This is a genomic window from Duganella hordei (assembly GCF_040369125.1).
Lineage (GTDB): Bacteria > Pseudomonadota > Gammaproteobacteria > Burkholderiales > Burkholderiaceae_D > Rugamonas > Rugamonas hordei.
In genome coordinates this window covers 208,544-229,323 of record NZ_BPWI01000010.1, presented here as the reverse complement: position 1 = coordinate 229,323, position 20,780 = coordinate 208,544, and the positions used below count along the sequence as shown (strand labels likewise).

The window sequence follows — 20,780 nt, the reverse complement described above, 5'->3', positions numbered from 1 at the left end:
TGCCCAGCATGGCGGCCTGCGTGATCTCGCCGTGAAATTGCGTGCGGCTGCCGTCGGCCAGGCTGACGGCGAGGCTGGCCTGTTGCCCCAGCAGCGGCGCCAGGTCGATCAGCGCGTTGGTCGACAGCACGATGACGTCGCGCGCGCCGGCGTCCTGCACGCCGTCGGCGGCGGCAAACGCTTCGACCAGCAGACCGCCGGCGCCGAGTTCGGCGTTGTCGTCCTGCGCCAGCGTCAGCTCGTACAAACGGGTGGCGCTGGAGAACTGCGCCAGCGCCGCGGTGATCCGCTCAATCAACGCCACGCTCATGATTCGGCAGCGGTCTTGACGGTTGCCGGCTGCGCCTTGCATTCAGGCTCTTTGCGGGCGGTGGTCGAGCACAAGTGTTCACGGCATTGCGCGGCGCCGGCCTCGTTCATCAGCCTGCATTGCTTGAGCTGGTAAGCCGGCGTCGATGGCGCCTTGCCGGGATTGCCTGACTGAACATGCGCCATCAGCGCGGCCAGCAGCGTGACGTCGCTGTCCGGGGCGGCAGGCTTGGGCTTGCCGCTACCGTCGGCCTTCTTGGCCACTTGCACCGGCTTCCTGGGCTTCTCGGCTTTTTTGTGCTCGGCCAGCTTGACCTTGGCCGGTACAGGCGCAGGTGTTGCGTGCGGCCGCTCCAGCGCGGCGCTGAGCTCGTCATGGTCGTGCGTGGCCGGCGTGTCGTTCAGCAAGTCCTTCAGCGACCGCGTGTTGTCGGCCGGCGGGCTGACGGCGGCGGTATCCTCGACGATGGTCGCCACCGGCGCCGCCGGGGCGGGCGCGCTGACTTCGGCAATCGCCGGCGCAACGGGGACTGCGGCGGAAGGCGGCGTCGCCGGTTCGTCATCGCTGTTCATCCACACCGCCACGCCTATCATCACCGCCAGCGCAACTACCGCCGCGCCAGCCGCTGCGAGCTCCATCCTGCCGCCTCTCCGTTTTCCCGATGGCGCGGCCGCCGCCGGACGCTTGCCTTCCAGGCCATGCAATATGCCGCCACGACCGCTGTCGGGCTGCTGCGCCTCGGACAGTAAACTGGGGCGGCCACTAGGCGACGGGCGTTCATCATCACGTTGCAAAATAAGCTCCCTTGTAAATTTCATATTACTTTACGACATTCAAGAAAAACGTGACGCACGGATAGCAAACAGGCTTTTCAATCGTGCGCAGGATTGTCATAACTCTAATATATACTCCAGAGCAATGCTTTTTAGACACTAATATTGGCGCCGGGCGGCGCATCGAGGACGACGTGTTTTTACTGGCTGTATCCCTTTATTTTGTGCTGGCTTGCCTCATCAGCTGGATGGTGTTGTTCCCGTCCGGGCGCGAATTTGTCATCGCCGCGCTGGCCGGCGCCGGCGCGCGCCTGCAGCAGGGCCTGGGCCGGCTGGCGCGGCGCCGCCGGCAGGATCTGGGCGCGTGGACGCAAACGGGGCGCGCCTCGGCGCACGGCCTGCGGGATTTCTTCGCCGAGCATTACGTGCTGTGCCTGGGTGGCCTGGCGCTGCTGTCCGTGCCGCCGATGCTGGCCTTGCTGTTGGCGGGCAAACCGGCGCTGAACGGTTTCGACGCCCCCACCCGCGAGATCAATCCGCAGGTGGCCGGCCTGCTGGAAGGCGAGCAGCTGGTGCCGCCGCCGGCCTTGCCGCCGCTCGTGTTCAGCACCGCCGAGGTACAACTGGCGCGGCCCATGCTGGTCTCGGCCAGCCGCGACTGGGCCTTGCTCGATAGCGCGTATGCGCAGCGCCTGCTGATGGCGTTCCGCATCATGAAGGAGAAATACGGCTACGACATGGCGCTGCTGGAAGGCTACCGCAGCCCCGAGCGCCAGGACACGCTGGCCGCGATGGGCGGCAGTGTCACCAACGCCGCGGCCTTCCAGAGCTGGCACCAATACGGCCTGGCCGCCGACTGCGCCTTCCTGCGCGACGGCAGGCTGGTGATTTCTGAGCGCGACCCATGGGCCATGCGCGGCTACCAGCTGTACGGCGAAGTGGCCGAGTCGTTGGGCCTGACCTGGGGCGGCCGCTGGAAGATGATGGATTTCGGGCACACGGAACTGCGCCAGCCCGGCGTGATGAAAAAATAGGAGAGCAGCATGGCAGGACCAGTCATCGTATTAGGCGACAAAACATCCCACAACGGCACCGTGGTCGAGGCATCGCAGATGAGCGACAGCGGCGGCAAGGGCATCGCCCGCGTGGGCGACAAGATCACCTGCCCGCGCCACGGCAACGGCACCATCAGCAGCGGCGATCCGAGCATGCTGGTCGACGGCAAGCCGGTCGCGCGCCACGGCGACAAGACCTCCTGCGGCGCGACGCTGATCGCCGCCCAGCAAGCGACACTGGACCAGGTGTAAGCGATGACCGTGTTGCGCAACCTCGCCCTGACCGGCGTCGCCTTCGGCGGCAGCTGGAGCGGCGCGATCTGGTACTGGCGCGAGACCAACCGCATGCCGGCCACCAGCGAACTGGCGCTCTACATGCTGGTCTTGCCGCTGGCGTTGCTGGCCGCGTGGTGGCTGGGCCGCAAGGCCTGGGCCCGCGTCAGCATGCCCGCTGCGGCTGGATCGGCTGCGGCCGCAGGCGCGGCATCGGCTTCGGCCGCGTCGGACACGCCCGCCCCGCCGCCGCTGGCACCCGCGCTATCCATCGCCGCGACCGCGCTGCGCGCACCGCATGGCGATTCGGTCGACGAACTGCGCGCCGCGCTGGCCGGCAACCGCGCCAGGCCCGGGTTGGATCGCGAACTGTATGACGACGACGGCTACCCGATCATGAGCGCGCGTCTGCCAAATGCCGACGACGCCGCGCTGCGCGACGAATTGAACGAATGGCGCAACTTGCACCGGCTGGGCGATCCGCGCTTCGATGCAGGCCAATGGCGCGCGCTGGCCGCCGCCAGCGCAGTGGTAGGCGAACTGGCCGCGCAAGCTTGCGGTCACCAGTTGCTGGCGCCATGGCAGGACCAACAGCAGAAGCGCCAGCAAGGATTGCTGCCGCCCGACGCGGTACCGGCAGCCGCTCCGCCCGTCCTTCAGTTGTTGACAATGTGGCCGCTCGAATGGAAGCCGGAGCAGCGCCACCTCGCGCAGCAATGGCTGCGTTACCTGACGACGCAGGCTGGCTGGCCGCAACAGCTGCTGGCGCCGGAAGCCCAGGACAGCGACGACGCCGGCCAGGTGCTGGCAGCCCTGCTGGCACGCTGCGGCGATGCCCGCCATCCCTGCCTGGCGATCGTCATCGCCGCCGGTTCGCACCTGAGCGAGGACGGCGTCAACCGCCTGTCGAGCCAGAACGCGCTGTTCACGTCGGCCCACCCGCAGGGCCTGATCCCCGGCGAAGGCGCGGCAGGCTTGCTGCTGGCCGACGCGGCGTCCACCCCGATCGACGGCGGCACCGGCGGCAACGTCGGCGGCAGCCTGCTGCAGGCGGTCGGCACCAGCCGCCGCAGCGCTTCCGCCGACGACGTCAAACGCGACACCGACACCAGCCTGGCCGACATCACCGCGCAAGTGCTGCACGACAGCCAGGCCGACGCGGCCACCGTCGCACTGGTCGCCGCCGATACCGGCCACCGCACCAGCCGCGTGACGGAATTGATGCAGGTCGTGACCACGGCCACGCCGCAGCTCGATCCCGGCGCCGACGTCATCGGCATCGGCGCCAATTGCGGCAGCTGCGGCGCCGTCACCTGGCTGACCGCGCTGGCCGTGGCCGACGCCGAGGTGCGCGACCGCGCCGCGCCCGTCCTCTGCATCAGCAACGAAGATCCCTATCGCCGCTACGCCGCGCTGTTGCGCCCAGCGTTGGCGGCGTGACCACTCACAGCAACCGAGTCCTATCATGATGCAAAAATTCTGGCTATTCCTGACCCAACGCCGCACGCTGACCATCATCGGCTGGCTGGCCTTTGCCGCGCTGCTGTTCATCGCCGCCGCGCTGCTGCAATGGCCCACCGCCCTGCCGTGGATCGTGCTGGCCGTGGCGTTGGCCTTCGGCGCCGCAGTCTGGTACTGGCGGCGTCGCAAGAGCGAGCGCGCCGCCGGCAAGCTGGGCGACATGCTGGAGCAGCAGGCGGCCAAACCCACCAAGGCCGATCCGGCGCAACGCCAGGAAACCGAAGCGCTGCGCACCCGTATGCTCGATGCGATCGGCACCATCAAGAACTCCAAGCTGGGCCAGACCTCCGGCAACGCCGCGCTGTACGAGCTGCCCTGGTACATGGTGATCGGCAATCCCGCCGCCGGCAAGAGCACGGCCATCGCCAGCTCCGGCCTGCAGTTCCCCTTCGCCGACAGCAAAATCGTCCAGGGCGTGGGCGGCACCCGCAACTGCGACTGGTTCTTCACCACCGACGGCATCCTGCTCGACACGGCGGGCCGCTACTCGGTGGTCGACGAAGACCGCGGCGAGTGGTTCGGCTTCCTCGACCTGCTGAAAAAATATCGCAAGAAGGCGCCGATCAACGGCATCATCATCGCCGTCAGCGTGGCCGAGCTGACGCGCAACCGTCCGGAATTCGCCATCAATCTGGCCAAGAACCTGCGCCAGCGCGTGCAGGAACTGACCGAGCGGCTGGCGGTGCATGCGCCGGTGTATGTGGTGTTCACCAAGGCCGACCTGATCACAGGCTTCAACGAATTCTTCCAGGACAGCGAGCGCGGTGAACGCGACAAAGTATGGGGCGCCACCCTGTCCTACAGCCGCAACACCAGCAGCGAGCAGGTGTTGGACCAATTCGACGCCCGCTTCGAGGAATTGTACGAAGGCCTGAAAGACCAGAGCGCCGCCAACATGGCCTTGCAGTGGCGCGAACGCATGCCGCCCGGCGTGTTCACCTTCCCGCTGGAGTTCAATTCGATCAAGGCGCCGCTGCGCACCTTCATCGCCACGCTGTTCGAGGAAAACCCGTTCCAGTTCAAGCCCGTGTTCCGCGGCTTCTACTTCACCAGCGCATTGCAGGAAGGCGAGTCGGTGTCCGCCTCGTCGCAGCGCGTGGCGCAGCGCTTCGACCTTCAACTGAAGCCGGCCGACCAGGAAGCGACGCACCAGCAGCAAGGCTACTTCCTGCTCAACCTGTTCCGCCGCGTGATCTTCGCCGACAAGGACCTGGTGGCGCAATACGCCAGCCCGGCCAAGATCCGTGTGCGCTACGCCGCCTTCTTCGGCGCCACCGCGCTGGCCGGCTTGGCGCTGGCCGGCTGGAGCTGGTCGTACATGAACAACCGCCAGCTGGTGGCCAACGTGCAGGCGGACCTGGACCAGGCCATCAAGGTGCAGGAAAAATCCATGGACCTGCAATCGCGCTTCACCGCGCTGGAGATCCTGCAGGACCGCATCGAACAGCTGGACAAGCATGAGGAAAGCCGGCCGCTGTCGCTCAGCCTGGGCCTGTACCAGGGCACGCTGCTCGACCGCAAGCTGCGCGAGGAATACTTCAACGGCGTGCGCGAGGTCATGCTCAAGCCGGTCGGCCAGTCGCTCGAAGCCTTCCTCGCGGAAGTCAACAGCGGCGCGGCCCAGCTGCAGCCGATGAACAAGCCAGTGACGGTGGCCGGCAGCTCCGGCAATTCGGCGCCGCCCAACGCCACCCAGGCCGAGGCGGCCGCCGCCATCAACAGCGGCGCGCAGCAGTTCAAGGACGCCTCCCCGGCCAACGCGGAAGACGCCTACAATGCGCTGAAGACCTACCTGATGCTGGGCGATAAATCGCGCGCCGAAGCCGGCCACCTGAACGACCAGCTGACGCGTTTCTGGCGCGTGTGGCTGGACACCAATCGCGGCAGCATGTCGCGCGAGCAGATGATACGCAGCGCCGAGCGCATGATCTCGTTCTATCTGTCGCAAATCAACGATACGTCGTGGCCGAAGATCGACACCCGCCTGGCGCTGGTCGACCAGACCCGCGACAACCTGCGCCGCGTGGTGCGCGGCATGCCGGCGCGCGAACGCGTCTACGCCGACGTCAAGGCCCGCGCCGCCACCCGCTTCCCGGCGGTGACGGTGGCCTCCATCGTCGGCGAGCAGGACAAGGAACTGGTCCTCGGCAGCTACGCCGTGCCGGGCAGCTTTACCCGCCAGGCCTGGCAGGGCTTCGTGCAGGACGCCTTCCGCGAAGCGGCCAACCGCGAACTGCAAAGCGCCGACTGGGTGCTGAAAACCTCGTCCCGCGACGACCTGACGCTCGAAGGCAGCCCGGAACAAATCCAGAAATCGCTGGTGGAACTGTACAAGAACGACTACGCACGGGAATGGCAGAAATTCGTCCAGGGCGTCACGATCAAGGACCTGAACAACTTCGACCAGGCCGCCGGCGCCATGAATCGCCTGGGCGATCCGCAAACCTCGCCCATGAACAAGCTGATGAACACCGTCTACGAGCAGACCTCGTGGGACAACCCGTCGCTGCTGGACGCAGGCCTGCAACGCGCGCAACGCGGCGTGGCCGGCTGGTTCAAGGAGACCATCCTGCGCCAGAAGCCGTCGCAGCTCAACGTCAACCTCAACAACACCGGCAACGTGCAGAACGCCGCCCTGCCGCTCGGTCCCGTGGGCCGCGAGTTCTCCGGCGTGGCGCGCATGGTGGTGGCCAAGGACAAGGATGCGTCGCTGATGCGCGGCTACATGGAGCAGTTGTCCAAGCTGCGCGGGCGCTTCAACCAGATCAAGAACCAGGGCGACCCCGGACCAGGCGCCAAGCAGCTGATGCAGCAGACGCTGGACGGCAGCGGCTCGGAACTGGCCGACGCCCTCAAATACGTCGACGAGCAGATGCTGACCGGGATGACCGATGCGCAGAAAACCGCGATCCGTCCGCTGCTGGTGCGTCCGCTGATGCAGACCTTTGCCGTCATCGTACAGCCCACCGAGGCCGAGATCAACAAGGTGTGGGCGGCGCAGGTCGTGCAGCCGTTCCGCCAGACGCTGGCGCTCAAGTACCCGTTCGCGACCGAATCGCGCGCCGAAGCGAGCAACGCCGAAATCGCCGTGGTGTTCGGGCCGGACGGCGCCATCGCCAAGTTTTTCAACACCACCATCGGGCCGCTGGTGGTACGGCGCGGCGACACGCTCAGCGCCAAGACCTGGGCCAACATGGGCATCAACCTTGCGCCGCCGGTGGTGGCCAGCTTCCCCGGCTGGATAGCGCCGCTGGCCGCCAACGGCGTCGCCAACGCGGCCGCATCGAGCGGCGGCGAAGCGCAGACCAACTTCGACCTGCAGGCGCTGGGCGGCGTCAGCGCCACCGAGTTCACCATCGAGATCGACGGCCAGGCGCTGCGCTGGCGCGGCCAGCCGCAGCCTTGGGTGCACATGGTCTGGCCGAATCCGCAGGGCGTGCCGGGCGCGCGCGTCACCGCCATCACGCCGGAAGGCCGCAGCGTGGTGCTGTTTAACGAGACCGGACATTTCGGCCTGAAGAAAATGGTCGATGCCGCCAAGCGCAAGCGCAAGGACAACGGCGTATTCGAACTGACCTGGGACAATGCCGGCGTGGCCGTCACCGCCAACCTGAAAATCGTCGGCACAGCGCCGGCGCCGGCGGCACCGGCTGCGGTGCCGCAGTCGGCGGGCTTCAAGCGCCTGCGCCTGCCGGACACGCTGACCGCCGCCGCACCGGTGGCGCCACTGGCTCCGCCGGCTCCATCGGCGCCGTCGCCGGCCACGCCGGTGCCAGCACCCGCATCTGCCCCAGTCCCGGCGCCGGCCACCGCGCCGGCGCCAACGCCGGTCGGCGTGATCCGCACCGCGGGAGCACAGCCATGAGCCGCGGCGCCACCACCGCCAACATCGGCTACTTCGGCAAGGTGCCCGGACGCGGCGACTTCGTCAAAGGCGGCGACAGCCCGGCTTTGATCAAGGTGCTGGACGACTGGCTGGCCCAGGCCATGGACCTGATGAGCGCAGACGCGCGCTGGAAACTCAACTACGACGCCGTCGCGCCGCTGCACTTCGCCTTCGTCGGCCCGCGCCGGCGCCACGCGATCGCCGGCCACATCGTCGCCAGCAGCGACCAGTCGCAGCGCCGCTTCCCCTTCCTGATGACCAGCAGCGTCGAGGTGGCGGATCCCGCCGCTTTCGTCGCGACTTCGCCGCTGGTGTTCAACCGGCTGTGGACGCGGCTGGCGGCGCTGAGCAGCGGCGTGGTCAACGCCGGCGACCCCACCGTGCCGCTGCAGCTGGCGGCCAGCGAGGCGGTCGAGCTGGATCTGCGCGGCGCCGCCTACCAGGCCAGCTTCGACGACTTCCTCGAACTGCAGACCGTGGGCGCACTCGATATGCTGCTGGCGGAAGCGGGCTTTCGCGGTTCGGCGCGCCAGGTGCTGCTGGCCCTGGGCATGCTGCTGCAGCCGGTGCTGGCCAGCGGCTCCAGCCGCCTGGACAAAACCCTGCTGCTGCCGCTGCCGAGGGATCCGATGTACCGCAACCTGGTGGCGGCGTTCTGGATGCATCTGATCACGCCGTTCCTGGCGCGCGCCGATTTCGAACTGGCGCTGTTCCTCACCCGCCTGCGCGAGCAGCAGGTGCTGCTGGTCGGCTTCAGCGGCGCGTCGCCGCAAACGCTGCACGGCATCATGGACCCGCAGGCCGCGCGCGAGCGGCAGATCGCCTTCGAGGAACTGGAATGGGTCGAGGAGCAGGCCGACAGCGACTACGGCGTCAAGAAGCTCTCCACCTATCTGTCGCAACCTTCCCTGTCACTCAAGTCCGCGCTGGAATCCGTCAGCGCGGCGTTTATCGGAACCTGAATCATGCGCACTCTCCTTTTCAGCATGCTGCTGTTGTCCACCGGCGCCGCGTTCGCGCAGGCCGCCGCGCCGCAGCCTGGCCAGGTGCTGGCCAGCGGCACCTTGCCCGATGAAGCCAGCAAGGCGGCGGTGCTGGCCAAACTGCGCGAGGTGTACGGCGCCGACAAGGTGGTCGACCAGATCTCCATCGACAAGGTCTCCACGCCCGCCAACTGGAACAACTACGTGCAAAAGCTGATCACCGCCGACCTGAAACAGATCGGCCGCGGCCAGTTGAAGATCGACGGCAGCACCGTCAGCCTGCGCGGCGAAGTGGGCAACGAGGCCGTCCGCCAGCGCATCGCCAGCAATATCGCCACCAGTCTGAATCCGACCTATACCGTCAACAACGGCCTGCGCGTATCGGCGGCCGACCAGGGCGTGCTCGATAGCGCACTGGCCAACCGCATCGTCGAATTCGAAAGCGGCAAGGCGGAGCTGACGCCAGCCGGCCGCGCCATCCTCGACGAGATGGTGGCCGCGCTGCGCAAGCTCAAGGACCGCAAGGTCGAGATCATCGGCCACACCGACAGCGCCGGCCTGCGCGCCACCAACCAGGGCCTGAGCCAGGCGCGCGCCGAGGCGGTGAAGGCTTACCTGTCGGGCCACGGCATCAATGGCGACCTGCTGACCGCCAGCGGTCAGGGACCGGACCGTCCCGTCGCCAGCAACGACACCACCGAAGGCCGCGCGCGCAACCGCCGCATTGAATTCCGCATGGCGCAATAAACCCAAGAGGACACGATGTATTCCGCACAAGAGCTGCTGCAACCTATCAACGACACCCATCCGGCCGGCGCCGACCTGACGTTTTCCCCGGAACTGGACGCCATCGCGCAGGCGCGAAAATTCGACGATCCGTCGCTGGACCAGGGCGAATGGGTCACCGAACTGAAAGAGGCCGACTGGCCGCTGGTGGTCGACCGCTGCGCCCACTTGCTTAAAAATACCAGCAAGGACCTGCGGCTGGCCGTCTGGCTGACCGAGGCCGGCGCGCGCGTCCACCAGCTGCGCGGACTGGGCGAAGGCTATCTGCTGCTGGCCGGCCTATGCGATCAATACTGGGACCAGGGCTTGTATCCGGAAGCCGAGAATGGCGACAACGACCAGCGCGTCGGCAACCTTGGCTGGATACTAGCCCGCACGCCGGCGCTGGTACGCGAGATCGGCCTGACCGAAAACGGCGACTATTCCACCCTCGATTTCGAGCAGGCCCGCAGGCGCGCGGCCAGCAACGACGAGGCGCTGCAAAACCGCGCGCCCAAGCTGGCAGATATTGAAGCGGCCAGGCGCAACAACTCGGCCCAATTTTCCGCCAGCTTCCGCGCCGACGCGCACTTCTGCGTCGAGGCGCTGGAGCAGCTGGAACGTGTGGCCGATGCAAAACTCGGCAACGACAGCCCGGGGTTTTCCTCCGCCCGCGACGCGGTGAAGGCGATGCTGCATGCGATACCGGCACCGGCCAATGCGGTATCCGGGAATGGCACGCAGCCTGCCGCGCCGGGCGGTCCAGTGGTTTTGCCCGGCATGCCGATGCCGGAATCAGGCAACGAATACGTCCAGGCGCCAACCGCACCCGGCGTCATCGCCAACCGCGCGCAGGCTGTGGCTTTGCTGCGCGCCGTGGCGGAGTTCTTCCGCCGCACCGAGCCGCATAGCCCCTCGTCCTACTACGCCGACAAGGCGGCGGCGGCCGGCGAGCAGGACCTGCACACCTGGCTGCGCACTGTGGTGAAGGACCAGGCGTCGCTGGCCCACATTGAAGAGCTGCTGGGCGTCCAGCCGCCGAACTGAAAAAATCCGGGGCCGCCTTAACGGCCCCGGCACGGTCATTCGCCGACCAGCTGCACCGCATCGACCTTTTTGTAGCCGCGCTGGATATTGTTGGCGATGGTGATCTTGACGCCTTTGACCTTGTAAGCGGTCTTGTCGAAGGTCCGCACGAACCAGGTGCGGTTGCCGCGCCGGTCCTGCTTCACGTCGCTGATGCCGGACCATACGGTGTTCCACTTGCCGTCCGTGTCCTGCAGCTCCACCTTGTTGATCGCCTCCACGCCGTCGCCGCCCGGGACGATGACGCGGACTTCGGTCGCGTTGACCGGCTTGGCGTAGCCCAGCTCCAGCCAGTCGAAGCCCTTGTCCTGGTTGTTGTTGCTCCAATCGTTGTCATCCGATGGACCGGCGGCGTTCTTTGCCATATTGACCGGCGAAGGCTCCCTGCCATTGTCGTCGCCGAAGGTCGAACTGGCCTTTGCCGTCGCGGCCCACTGCCCCTTCGGATCGTTCAGGTACTTGTCCTCCATGGTGCCGTAGTCCAGCAAGGCCTGTTTCCTGGCCAGTTCTTCCTGCTCTGCGGTCGGAGCCGCGGCTGCCGGCGCCGCTGCTGCAGGCGCTGGCGCGGGGGCTGCCGCCGGCGCCGGCGCGGCGGCCGGTGCCTCCTCCTGCTTGTCCTTCTTCTGGCACGCCGTCAGTATCAGCGTGGACATCAATACTGCGATGGTAACTTGGCGTTTCATGGCAATTCTCCTTATTTGACTGTGTATTTGAATTGACCCTGCTTGTTGGCGCTGACCTTGATCTTCGCGATCGCGGCGCCTTCCGCCATACGAGCCAGCACCGATTCCGCGATCTCAGGCAGCAGCGTGCCATTGAGGATGTTGTCCACATTGCGCGCGCCGGAGTCGACCTCCGTGCAGCGCGCCAGCACCGCCTCCACCAGCGCCTCGTCGTAGCTGAACTCCGCCTTGTGGTTGGCGGCGATGCGGCGCTCGATCCTGCCCAGTTTGAGCTTGATGATATCGACCAGCACATCGTCCGCGATCGGATAGTATGGAATCACCTTCAGGCGCCCCAGGAACGCGGGCTTGAACTGCTTCATCAGCTGCGGACGTATCAGCTGCTCCAGCTCCTCGACCGACGGCAGTTCCTCTTGCGGCTTGTTCAGGCAAGCCTGCATCATCGCCGCCGACGCCACGTTCGACGTCAGGATGATGATAGTGTTCTTGAAGTCGATCTCGCGGCCTTCGGCATCGTCCAGCACACCCTTGTCGAACACCTGGAAGAACAGCTCCAGCACATCCGGGTGAGCCTTTTCCACTTCGTCCAGCAACACCACGCTGTAGGGATTGCGGCGCACGGCCTCGGTCAGCACACCGCCCTCGCCGTAACCCACATAGCCGGGCGGCGAACCTTTCAGGCCGGAGACGCTGTGCGCTTCCTGGTATTCGCTCATGTTGATGGTGATGAGCTTGCGCTCGCCGCCGTACAGCACATCGGCCAGCGCCAGCGCGGTTTCCGTCTTGCCGATGCCGGACGGGCCGACAAACAGAAACACGCCCTTCGGCTTGTTCGGATCGTCCAGATTGGCGCGCGAGGTGCGCACCCGCTGCGCCACCGCCTCGATCGCATGCGGCTGGCCCAGCACGCGCTGTTCCAGCATTTCCTTCAGGCGCAGCACGGTCTTGATCTCGTCCTTGACCATTTTTCCGAGCGGGATGCCGGTCCAGCCGGCGACGATTTCCGCCACCACGTGACCGTCGACCTGCACCGGCACCATCGGCGTTTCGCCTTGCAGTTCGCGCAGTTCCGCCACCATCGCCTGGATATCGCGCCCCTGGCCGCCACTATCGCCCGCCTGCGCGGACGCCTCGACGCGCGCGGCGATGATCTTAGCGCTCTGCGCCTTTTCCTTTTCCCAGCGTTCGGACAAGGTCTTGTGCTGCGCATCGGCTGCGGCGCGGGTCTCCCGCAGCTCCTGCAGGCGCGCCTTCTGTGCGGCGCCACCTTCGGCCTGCTCGCGTTCCAGCGAGCTGGCCTCGACGTCGATGCGCTCGATCTGCCGCGCCAGTTGTTCGATGCGGGCCGGTGTCGCGTTCTGGCCCAGCGCCACCTTGGCGCAGGCGGTGTCTAATACGCTGATGGCCTTGTCCGGCAGCTGGCGGCCCATGATGTAGCGATGCGACAGCCGCACCGCCTCGGTGATCGCCTCGTCGTACACGCGCACGCCGAAGTGCTTCTCCATCAGCGGCGCCATGCCGCGCAACATGGCGCAGGCCAGTTCCTCGCTCGGCTCCTCCACCTTGACCACCTGGAAGCGCCGCGCCAGCGCGGCATCTTTCTCGAAATACTTCTTGTACTCGCCCCAGGTGGTGGCGGCGATGGTGCGCAGTTCGCCCCGCGCCAGCGCAGGCTTGAGCAGGTTGGCCGCGTCGTTCTGGCCGGCCTGTCCGCCGGCGCCGATCATCGTATGCGCCTCGTCGATGAACAGGATGATGGCGTGCGGGCTTTTCTTCACTTCGTCGATGACGTTCTTCAGACGGTTCTCGAACTCGCCCTTGACGCTGGCGCCGGCCTGCAGCAGGCCCATGTCCAGCGTGTGGATCTCCACGCCTTTCAGCACGTCCGGCACGTCGTCCTGCGCGATGCGCAGCGCCAGTCCTTCCACCACGGCGGTCTTGCCGACGCCGGCCTCGCCGGTCAGGATGGGATTGTTCTGCCGGCGGCGCATCAGGATGTCGATGGCCTGGCGGATTTCTTGGTCGCGACCGATCACCGGATCGACCTTGCCTTCGCGCGCGCGCTGCGTCAGATTGGTGGTGAACTGGTCCAGCGCCGGCGTCTTGCCTGGTGCGCGCGCGGCCAGTTCGCCGACCGGATCGCCGCCCTCGTGCGGCTGCGATGCGGACGATGCCAGCGGTGTTTCGTCGGAACCGGCGGTGATCTTGTCGAGATTGTGCTTGATCTGTTCCACGTCGAAGCGGCTAAACAGCCTGGAACTGCGCGCCGCCAGCTGCGCCAGTTCCGGCTCGGTCAGCATCGCCTGCAGCAGGTGGCCGCTGCGGATACGCGCCTGCGGGTTGTCCTGCAAATCCAGCGACGCGATCAGCCACGCGTTCTCGAACAGCTTGGGCAGGCGCGGCGAAAACACCGGCGTGCGCGCGTTGCCGGTCTTGAAGCGTCCGACCTCCGCCCGCAAGTCCGCTTCCAGCTGGCCGATGCTGATGTCGCTGTGGCGGGCGATCAGCGCCACGTCGCTGGCCGGCTGCTCCAGCAGCGCCAGGAACAGATGCTCGATATCGACCTCGTAATGGCCCAGCGACATGCACAGGCTGGCCGCGCGCGTGGCGGCGGTGCGGCTGGTATCGTTGAGTTTTCCGATCAGCGTTTTCAGGTTGGTGCTCATGTTGTTATCCTTTTTATGATGTCATTGCGTGTATTTCGTAGCGCACGTCGCTGCGGTCGTGCTGCTGCGCCTCCGTGACCAGGAAGCTGTCCCAGCCCAGGCGTCCACCGCTGCCCTGCTCGTCCAGGCGCGCACCTTCGACGTCTTCGGCGCGCAGCACCAGCTGCACCTCGTATTCCAGCGTCAGGCCGGTGAACATGGTCAGCATGCTCTCCAGCGCAAGCGCCGCCTTGGCGCCGGGCAGGAAGGATTCGTAGCCTTCCCGGTCCAGCGGACCGATCACCAGGCGCAGACGCAGGTCGCGCTGCCACACGCGCTCGCCCGCCATCGCGCCACCGCCCAGCACGGCGTTGGCCATGCCCAGCGTGGTCTGCTGGCTGCCCGGCACGTCGTACCAGCAGCCGATGAATTGTTCGGCGCGCACCGGCTGACGGAAGTACTCCGACAGCACGCGCGCGATCTGCACCGCCGACGCCGGACGCTGGCGCATCGCCGTGGCGAAATAAGCCACCGACTCATCGAGCACGCCGTCGCCGTCGTCCGACAGCCGCTGCCGCAGCGACGGCTGGTGCATGCCGGCCAAGGACAGCAGCAGCGGCAGGAAGCCGTCCTTGCCGTCGATCTGGTACTTCAGTTCCAGCCGGTACTTGCGCCACGCTTCATAGAACAGCGCCAGCGCGCGGCTGGAAAAGGTGTCGAGAAAGGCGCGCGGGCCGTCGTCCTTCTGGTACAGCGCATGCGCGGCGATCCGTTCGGTGTAGTGCGCCGGCAGCGTGCCGCTGGTGCCCAGGAAGCCCATGAAGGCCGGGGTGATGCGGATGTAGCGCAGCTGCGCCGACTGCAGCGCCGCGCCCAGGCTGGACGCATCGATCGGCAGGTCGCGCGGTTCCGGCTGCAGCGACTCCAGCTGGCTGGCCGGAAAGCTGAGCGAGGTCGAATTCTGGAAGCGCAGGAAGTTCGCCACCGCGCCCTCCTGCGGCGCGCCATTCCGCTTGAGCCATAGCTCCAGCAGGCGCACCGCCTGGAAGTATTCGAACCGCTGCGGCTGCGCGAACAGCCGCTCGATTACAGCAGGCTCAAATCGCCGCTTCGTGGCAGGCATCGCAGCAGTTCCTCTCCATTTTTATCCGACTTGATGACCAGCTGCGCGAAACTGTTGGCGTGCACGTACAGGCCGAGGAAGCGCTCGACAATCTGCGCGAACGCGTGGATGCCGCTGCCGACAAAGGCTTCCTCGTCCACCGTCAGCGTGACTTCGATGCCGCGCACCAGGCAGGCGAACGGGTTCCCCGGCAGCCAGGTATTGGCCGCCTTGTGCGAGACGGCGACGATGCCGCCGATCTGCCGCTGCGACGACGGTGAGCGCGGCAGGTCGTACAGCGTCAGCATCTCGCGGAAGGCGTCCAGGCCGCCGCCGGTCAGCGACAGGTGGTTCAGCGACAAATGGGAGATCAGGCGCCAGTGCGCGCCGCGTCCGCGTTCGAAGCGGTACGACGGCGTCGGCTTGCGCAGGAAGCTGATTGCGCGCACGCTCGATCCGCCTTCCAGGAACAGGTCGCCGCCGCGCATGCCATAGCTCAGCGAAGCCGGCAAGTCGCGGTTGGTGCAGCTCAGCTCCAGGCTCAGGGTGTCGGTTTCCACCTCGGCCGGATCGAAGTCGATGTCGACGATGGAGATCTGCGTTTCGTAGCCGGGGCTCTTGCCGGCGATGTCCTCGTCGCGCCGGGCCACCCAGTAGTGGCCGTTCTTTTCCGGCGTCTGCCCGTGGCGCAGCGAATAGAACGGCCGGAACTCCTGCACCGACTCGCCCTGCGGCGTCTGCCGCACCAGCTTGACCGACTCGATGGCCTGCACCTCATAGGCGAAGGCGCGGCGCGCATCGGCCAGCACCGGGTAGCTGGCCGACGCATGCGTCAGCCGTATCGGTTCGCCGCGCTGGCGGAACAGGTTGACCACCGGCGTGCAGCCCAGCAGCACGTTGTTAGTCGACAGCGTCGACAGCATGCGCGCCAGGTTGGAGTCGGTGCGCATGCCCGACAGCGCCAGGTGCAGCGTGACCGACTTGCAGCCGGCCGGCAGCACGCCGGCGATCGCGTGCAGGTCGATGTCGAAGAAGTTGAATTTTTCGGGGAAGCAGAAATACTCGGTCAGCAGCCGGTAGGCGGTATGCGAACGCGCGGAAAAATCGATCAGCGATTCGTCCTCGCTGAAGCCGGCCGGCGACACCGGCACCTTGTGCAGCGGCGTCCAGCGGCCATTGCCGTCCGCTTCGGCGTAGGCCGCCACCGCGCGGGTGAACAGCGCGTCGCGCAGCGCGGCGCAGAACGACGGCTCGCCGTCGATGAACACGCGCAGCCGGCCCAGGCCCAGTTGCGCCAGCGTGACCTGCTCGGCGGTGCTGGACAAGGTCAGGCTGATGCTGGAGGTGGCCTGCTGCGGCGGCCGCAGCGCTTCCGGCGCGGCGATGATGGCGGCGAAGTGGGCGGCCGTCAGCGCCAGCGGCGCCACGGTGACCGGATATGCGGTGCGGAAGGTGCAGGTGGCGCCGCGCACGGGCCGCGTGGTCAGCTGCGTGCCGCGCGGGATCTCGCTGGCGGTGGTCAGCTGCGCGGCGGCGCCGCTGAAGTCCATGCGCGCGATCGAGCACGAGGGAAACGGCCGCAGGTAATGCGGATACAGCACCTCGAACAGTGCTTCGGTAAATTCAGGGTAGTCGTCGTCGAGCCGCTTGGCGATGCGCGAATTGAGCAGCGCGAACGATTCGATCATGCGTTCGATGTGCGGGTCCTCGCACACCTCGCCGGCGATCAGCAGACGGCCGGCGATCTTCGGGTAGCGTTCGGAGAATTCGCGCGAATAGCGGCGCAGGAATCCCAGCTCCCGTTCGTAATACGGTAATAATTGTTCCAATCTCAGGCTCCCAGCGGTGTCGGGCTCACGCGGCGCGCTTTGCTGATGGTGTAATGCAGGCTTGAGGGCTGCAGGACGGCGTCGAAGTTAACAGGTTCGTGCGCGCTGTGGACCACCAGCAGCGCGGTAATGGAGAAATTCAGCCGGTTGACGGCGTCCGCCCGCAACTCCAGCGACGCCTGCACATTGCGCAGGCGCGGCTCGTGGCGGGCGATCGCCCTTTCCAGGCTGCGGCAGATGAAAGCGCGATCGTCCGTGCTCGACAGCGACAGGCCGGCAAAATCGTTCAGGCCGTAGGTCGCGATCGAGCGGCCGCATTCGGGAAAGCGTTTAAGGAGATCCTCCGGGATGACGGCCCGGGTGTTCAGCAGCGCTTCGAGATCGCGCGCCACCGAATCCTTGAGGTCCTCGATCGACTGTCGCGGCACGGTGCCGCTGGCGTTGCCGTTGAGCGGCGCGTCCATCAGGCGATCGAACAAACCCGGAGTAAATCCTTTCATTCCAGCTTAAGCAGTCTTGTTGGCCGACAGGTCCCAACCGCCGGAGGTGTTACCACCGGAGCCGCCGCCGACTTTTTGCTGGGTGTACTTCCACTTGACCTTGGAGTACTTCAGCGCCAGGTCTTCGGTCAGGATATTGCCTGGTGCGACAGCAGGCGATACGCTGGAGATCAGCACATTTTCCAGTTCGATCTCGAAGTACTTGACGCGGTCGCCCTGGCCGTCGGCGCGCAGGAATTCCAGCTTTGCCTTTGCCAGGGTTTTACCCGACGAGCAGTTTTGCAGCAGCAGCGGCGTGGCCAGGTCGGCCAGCTTGCTGATGACGATGTCCTTGTGCTCGGTGCGCTCGGCGGTGTGGCCGCCGCCGGTGGAGGCCGTAGCCGATTTCGGTTGCAGCACTTCCCACTGGACCGATTGGCACTCGATCCAATCCTTGTGGGTGGTGTCGGCCGATTCGCCTTTGATCCCGTCGATTTGCAGGTAAACGTCGATAGCCATAGTAATCCTTTCAATGAGTTGATGTTATTGCGAGATGCAATGACTTAGTTTTTGGTCGATGCCGGGAGCTCCGCGACCAAACGGAGGGAAACAGACAATTCGTCGAGCTGGAAGTGCGGGCGCAGGAACGACACGGCGCGGTACACGCCCGGACGTCCCGGCACTTCCGACACCTGCACCGAGGCTTCGCGCAGCGGGAACTGGGCCTTCTGTTCCTGGCTGGCGTTATCGTCCAGCAGCACGTACTGGGTCAGCCAGCGGTTGAGGAAGTCCTCGACGTTGGATGCGGCGGCAAAGCTGCCGATTTTGTCGCGCATCATGGCCTTCATGTAGTGGGCGATGCGCGATACCGCGAAGATGTATTGCAGCTGCGCCGACAGCACCGCATTGGCGTTGGCGGCGTCGCTGGAGTATTTCTTGGCCTTCTGCGCCGACTGCGCGCCGAAGAAGGCGGCGTAGTCGGTGTTCTTGCAGTGGACCAGCGAGATGAAACCGAGGTCGCTCAATTCCTTCTCGCGGCGGTCGGTGATGGCGATCTCGGTCGGGCACTTGAGCGCCACTTCGCCTTCGTCGGTCTTGAAGGTGTGGGTCGGCAGGTCTTCCACCAGGCCGCCGCCTTCGACGCCGCGGATCGCCGCGCACCAGCCGAAGTCCTCGAAGGCCGCGGTCAGCTTGGTGCCGAAGGCGTAGGCGGCGTTACACCACAGGTATTTCTGGTGGTCGGTGCCGTCGACGTCCTCGACGAAGTTGAAGCCTTCGACGGTGGCGCCGTCGGCCGGATTGAACGGCAGGCGGCCCAGGAAGCGCGGCAGCGTCAGGCCGACGTAGCGCGAGTCCTCGGATTCGCGGAACGACTTCCACTTCGCGTATTCGACGGTGTCGAACACCTTCGACAGGTCGCGCGGCTTGCCCAGCTCACTGTAGCTCTCCAGCCCGAACAACTCGGGCGAGGCGGCGGAAATGAACGGCGCGTGCGCGGCGGCGGCCACGTGCGACATCTGCTCGACGAAGTACATGTCTTCCGGCTGGCGGGTGATCTCGAAATCGCCGATCAGGGCGCCGAACGGCGCGCCGCCGAAGGTGCCGAATTCCTCCTCGTAGACCTTGCGGAACATGGTGCTCTGGTCGAATTCCAGCGCGCTCTGGAAGTCCTTGACCAGCTCCTTCTTGGTCGCGTTGAGCATCTTGATCTTCAGGTTCTGGCCGGTGGCGGTGTGCTTGACCAGGTAGTTCAAGCCGGTCCAGCTGCTTTCCAGCTTCTGGAATTCCGGCGCGTGCATCACGGCCGACAGCTGCGCCGAGATCAGGCGGTCCAGCTCCGCCACGCGGGCGTCGATGGTGGCGGCCAGGTTGTCGGACACCACGACGGTGCCGTCCATCACCTGGCTGACCAGTTCCGAGATCAGGTCCTTGGCGCGCGCGTGCTCGACGCTGGACTTGGCGACCTTGCTCTGCTCGACGATCTGGTCCAGCAGCGCCATTTCCGTGGTGGCGGGCGCGCCGCCCGGGGTCAGTTGTGCGGACATGTCAGTCCTCCTTCTTGTCGGTTTGCTGGCCCAGCAGGGCCAGCTTCTCGGTGCTGTGCAGGACGTCGTTGAGGATGTCTTCCAGCTTGTCGTTGCCGGCCAGCTTGTTGCGCAGGTCCGCCAGCTTGGTGCGCGCCTCCAGCAGCTTGCGCAGCGGGTCCACCTGCTGCACCACCGACTCCGGACGGAAGTCGTCCATCGATTTGAATTTGAGGTCGACGGCGAACTCGCCGCCTTCGCCGCTCAGCTCATTCTTGACGCGGTAGGCCGCGCGCGGCTCCACGCCCTTCAGCACTTCGTCGAAGTTGTCGCGGTCGATGTTGACGAACTTGCGCTCCTTCAGCCGCTTCTGCTCGACTTCCGAATTGCCGCCGAAATCGCCGACCACGCCCATCACGAACGGCAGCTCCTTGTTCTCGATGGCGTCGCCGATTTCAACGTCGTAGGTCATTTGCACCCGTGGCGGGCGGATTTTTTGCAGCTTCTTCTGCACACTTACGCTTTTGGACATGAGATTCCCCTCTTCGATTATTTCAAGGCGCCGAACGGATCGGCGCTGGCCTCGTCTTGCTGCTTGGCGCGGCCTTTCTTGGCGGCCGCCTTGCCGCGCGCCGGCGCGGCGGCCTGTTGCACAGGAGCCGGCGCCGGCGGCACCAGCACGTTCTCGCCCAGGCTCTCGCGCAGCAGCTTGGCCAGGTCCTGCGATTCGGTGCGGATCGAGCCGGACAGGTTGTTCTGGCGGCTCAGGTCGGACAGCGAACGCGTCGACAGGCGCAGCCCGCTGATGGCGATGATGCTATTGGCCAGCGTGTCGTTGGGGTCGCGCACCAGCACTTCCTGGGCGTTGATGATGGCGTCGCCGTACTGGCCGGCCTCGTAGCGGGTCTGCGCGATGCTCAGCCAAGGCGATTTATCGGCCGGATAGGCGACCGCCGCTTGTTTCCATAGGGTAACGGCCTGCTCCTTCTGGCCCGCGCTGGAGGCGGCGCCGGCTTGTGCCAGCATCGATTGAAGCGCCGGCTTGGCCGCCGCCTGCGGCGCCACCGGGGCGGTGGTACAGGCGCTCAGCGCCGCCACGCAGACGACGGCGCCAGCCAGCTGGCCGATGCGGCGGAGGGTATGTTGGGTTGTCATGCTAGCCTCAAATTCGATATCAAAAAACAATATTTAATTAACAATTTCTGCAACTGGCGCCACGTTATCAGAAATTTATTATTGACCGCGTTCAATTGAATTCAACCGTGCGCACGGTACAAACACAGCCGTGCGCCTCTTTAAAAAAAGAAATGTTATTGTTCTGCTACTTTACAAATAACAAATATGTAACAGACCGAAAAAAAGGACG

The 20,780-nt window shown here is 65.8% G+C and carries 17 protein-coding genes and 1 pseudogene; 7 read left to right on the top strand and 11 right to left on the bottom strand.

Features of this window, described 5'->3' with window-relative positions:
• Positions 1-310, bottom strand: a pseudogene (locus ABWW33_RS22495) (type VI secretion system tip protein VgrG); the annotation flags it as partial.
• A complete protein-coding gene (locus ABWW33_RS22490) occupies positions 307-1,104 on the bottom strand; it encodes a hypothetical protein (RefSeq protein ID WP_353403821.1) in 798 nt (265 codons plus the stop codon). The gene ABWW33_RS22490 and the pseudogene ABWW33_RS22495, both read right to left, overlap by 4 nt.
• 173 nt (positions 1,105-1,277) lie before the next feature.
• On the opposite strand from ABWW33_RS22490, the gene ABWW33_RS22485 reads away from it, so the two are divergent.
• The 7 genes from ABWW33_RS22485 to tssA are packed head-to-tail and all read left to right on the top strand — an operon-like array spanning position 1,278 to position 10,613.
• Positions 1,278-2,117: a M15 family metallopeptidase gene (locus ABWW33_RS22485; protein WP_353403820.1), complete on the top strand. Its 840-nt coding sequence runs from the start codon at positions 1,278-1,280 to the stop codon at positions 2,115-2,117.
• Between the two features lie 9 nt (positions 2,118-2,126).
• Positions 2,127-2,390 (top strand): PAAR domain-containing protein, encoded by a 264-nt coding sequence (locus tag ABWW33_RS22480; RefSeq protein WP_176651174.1) that lies wholly within the window; start codon positions 2,127-2,129, stop codon positions 2,388-2,390.
• 3 nt (positions 2,391-2,393) lie between these two features.
• The gene (locus ABWW33_RS22475) at positions 2,394-3,851 is read left to right on the top strand and encodes a hypothetical protein (protein ID WP_353403819.1); all 1,458 of its coding nucleotides are present in this window, start codon (positions 2,394-2,396) and stop codon (positions 3,849-3,851) included.
• Positions 3,852-3,879: 28 nt separating this feature from the next.
• The gene (gene tssM, locus ABWW33_RS22470) at positions 3,880-7,797 is read left to right on the top strand and encodes a type VI secretion system membrane subunit TssM (RefSeq protein ID WP_353403825.1); all 3,918 of its coding nucleotides are present in this window, start codon (positions 3,880-3,882) and stop codon (positions 7,795-7,797) included.
• Positions 7,794-8,780 (top strand): type VI secretion system-associated protein TagF, encoded by a 987-nt coding sequence (gene tagF / locus ABWW33_RS22465; protein WP_353403818.1) that lies wholly within the window; start codon positions 7,794-7,796, stop codon positions 8,778-8,780. Before tssM ends, tagF begins: the two co-directional genes overlap by 4 nt.
• Before the next feature lie 3 nt (positions 8,781-8,783).
• A complete protein-coding gene (locus ABWW33_RS22460) occupies positions 8,784-9,548 on the top strand; it encodes an OmpA family protein (protein ID WP_176651177.1) in 765 nt (254 codons plus the stop codon).
• A gap of 15 nt (positions 9,549-9,563) precedes the next feature.
• Positions 9,564-10,613, top strand: coding sequence for a type VI secretion system protein TssA (gene tssA / locus ABWW33_RS22455; protein ID WP_353403817.1), 1,050 nt, complete (start codon positions 9,564-9,566; stop codon positions 10,611-10,613).
• A gap of 35 nt (positions 10,614-10,648) precedes the next feature.
• Here the strand turns inward: tssA and ABWW33_RS22450 are convergent, their stop codons facing one another.
• The 9 genes from ABWW33_RS22450 to ABWW33_RS22410 are packed head-to-tail and all read right to left on the bottom strand — an operon-like array spanning position 10,649 to position 20,569.
• On the bottom strand, positions 10,649-11,335 hold the full coding sequence (locus ABWW33_RS22450; RefSeq protein WP_353403816.1) for a hypothetical protein: 687 nt from the start codon (positions 11,333-11,335) through the stop codon (positions 10,649-10,651).
• Positions 11,336-11,346: 11 nt separating this feature from the next.
• On the bottom strand, positions 11,347-14,001 hold the full coding sequence (gene tssH, locus ABWW33_RS22445) for a type VI secretion system ATPase TssH (protein ID WP_353403815.1): 2,655 nt from the start codon (positions 13,999-14,001) through the stop codon (positions 11,347-11,349).
• A gap of 13 nt (positions 14,002-14,014) precedes the next feature.
• Positions 14,015-15,103 (bottom strand): type VI secretion system baseplate subunit TssG, encoded by a 1,089-nt coding sequence (tssG, locus tag ABWW33_RS22440; protein ID WP_353403814.1) that lies wholly within the window; start codon positions 15,101-15,103, stop codon positions 14,015-14,017.
• Entirely contained in the window at positions 15,067-16,911 is a 1,845-nt protein-coding gene (tssF, locus tag ABWW33_RS22435; RefSeq protein WP_353403813.1) for a type VI secretion system baseplate subunit TssF, read from the bottom strand. The genes tssG and tssF overlap by 37 nt, the downstream gene beginning before the upstream one ends.
• 2 nt (positions 16,912-16,913) lie before the next feature.
• A complete protein-coding gene (gene tssE, locus ABWW33_RS22430; RefSeq protein WP_176651183.1) occupies positions 16,914-17,411 on the bottom strand; it encodes a type VI secretion system baseplate subunit TssE in 498 nt (165 codons plus the stop codon).
• A gap of 6 nt (positions 17,412-17,417) precedes the next feature.
• Entirely contained in the window at positions 17,418-17,909 is a 492-nt protein-coding gene (locus ABWW33_RS22425) for an Hcp family type VI secretion system effector (protein ID WP_176651184.1), read from the bottom strand.
• A 44-nt stretch (positions 17,910-17,953) separates the two neighbouring features.
• Positions 17,954-19,435: a type VI secretion system contractile sheath large subunit gene (tssC, locus tag ABWW33_RS22420; protein WP_176651185.1), complete on the bottom strand. Its 1,482-nt coding sequence runs from the start codon at positions 19,433-19,435 to the stop codon at positions 17,954-17,956.
• Position 19,436: 1 nt separating this feature from the next.
• A complete protein-coding gene (gene tssB / locus ABWW33_RS22415) occupies positions 19,437-19,946 on the bottom strand; it encodes a type VI secretion system contractile sheath small subunit (protein ID WP_176651186.1) in 510 nt (169 codons plus the stop codon).
• A 17-nt stretch (positions 19,947-19,963) separates the two neighbouring features.
• On the bottom strand, positions 19,964-20,569 hold the full coding sequence (locus tag ABWW33_RS22410; RefSeq protein ID WP_353403812.1) for a tetratricopeptide repeat protein: 606 nt from the start codon (positions 20,567-20,569) through the stop codon (positions 19,964-19,966).
• Between the last annotated feature and the right edge of the window lie 211 nt (positions 20,570-20,780).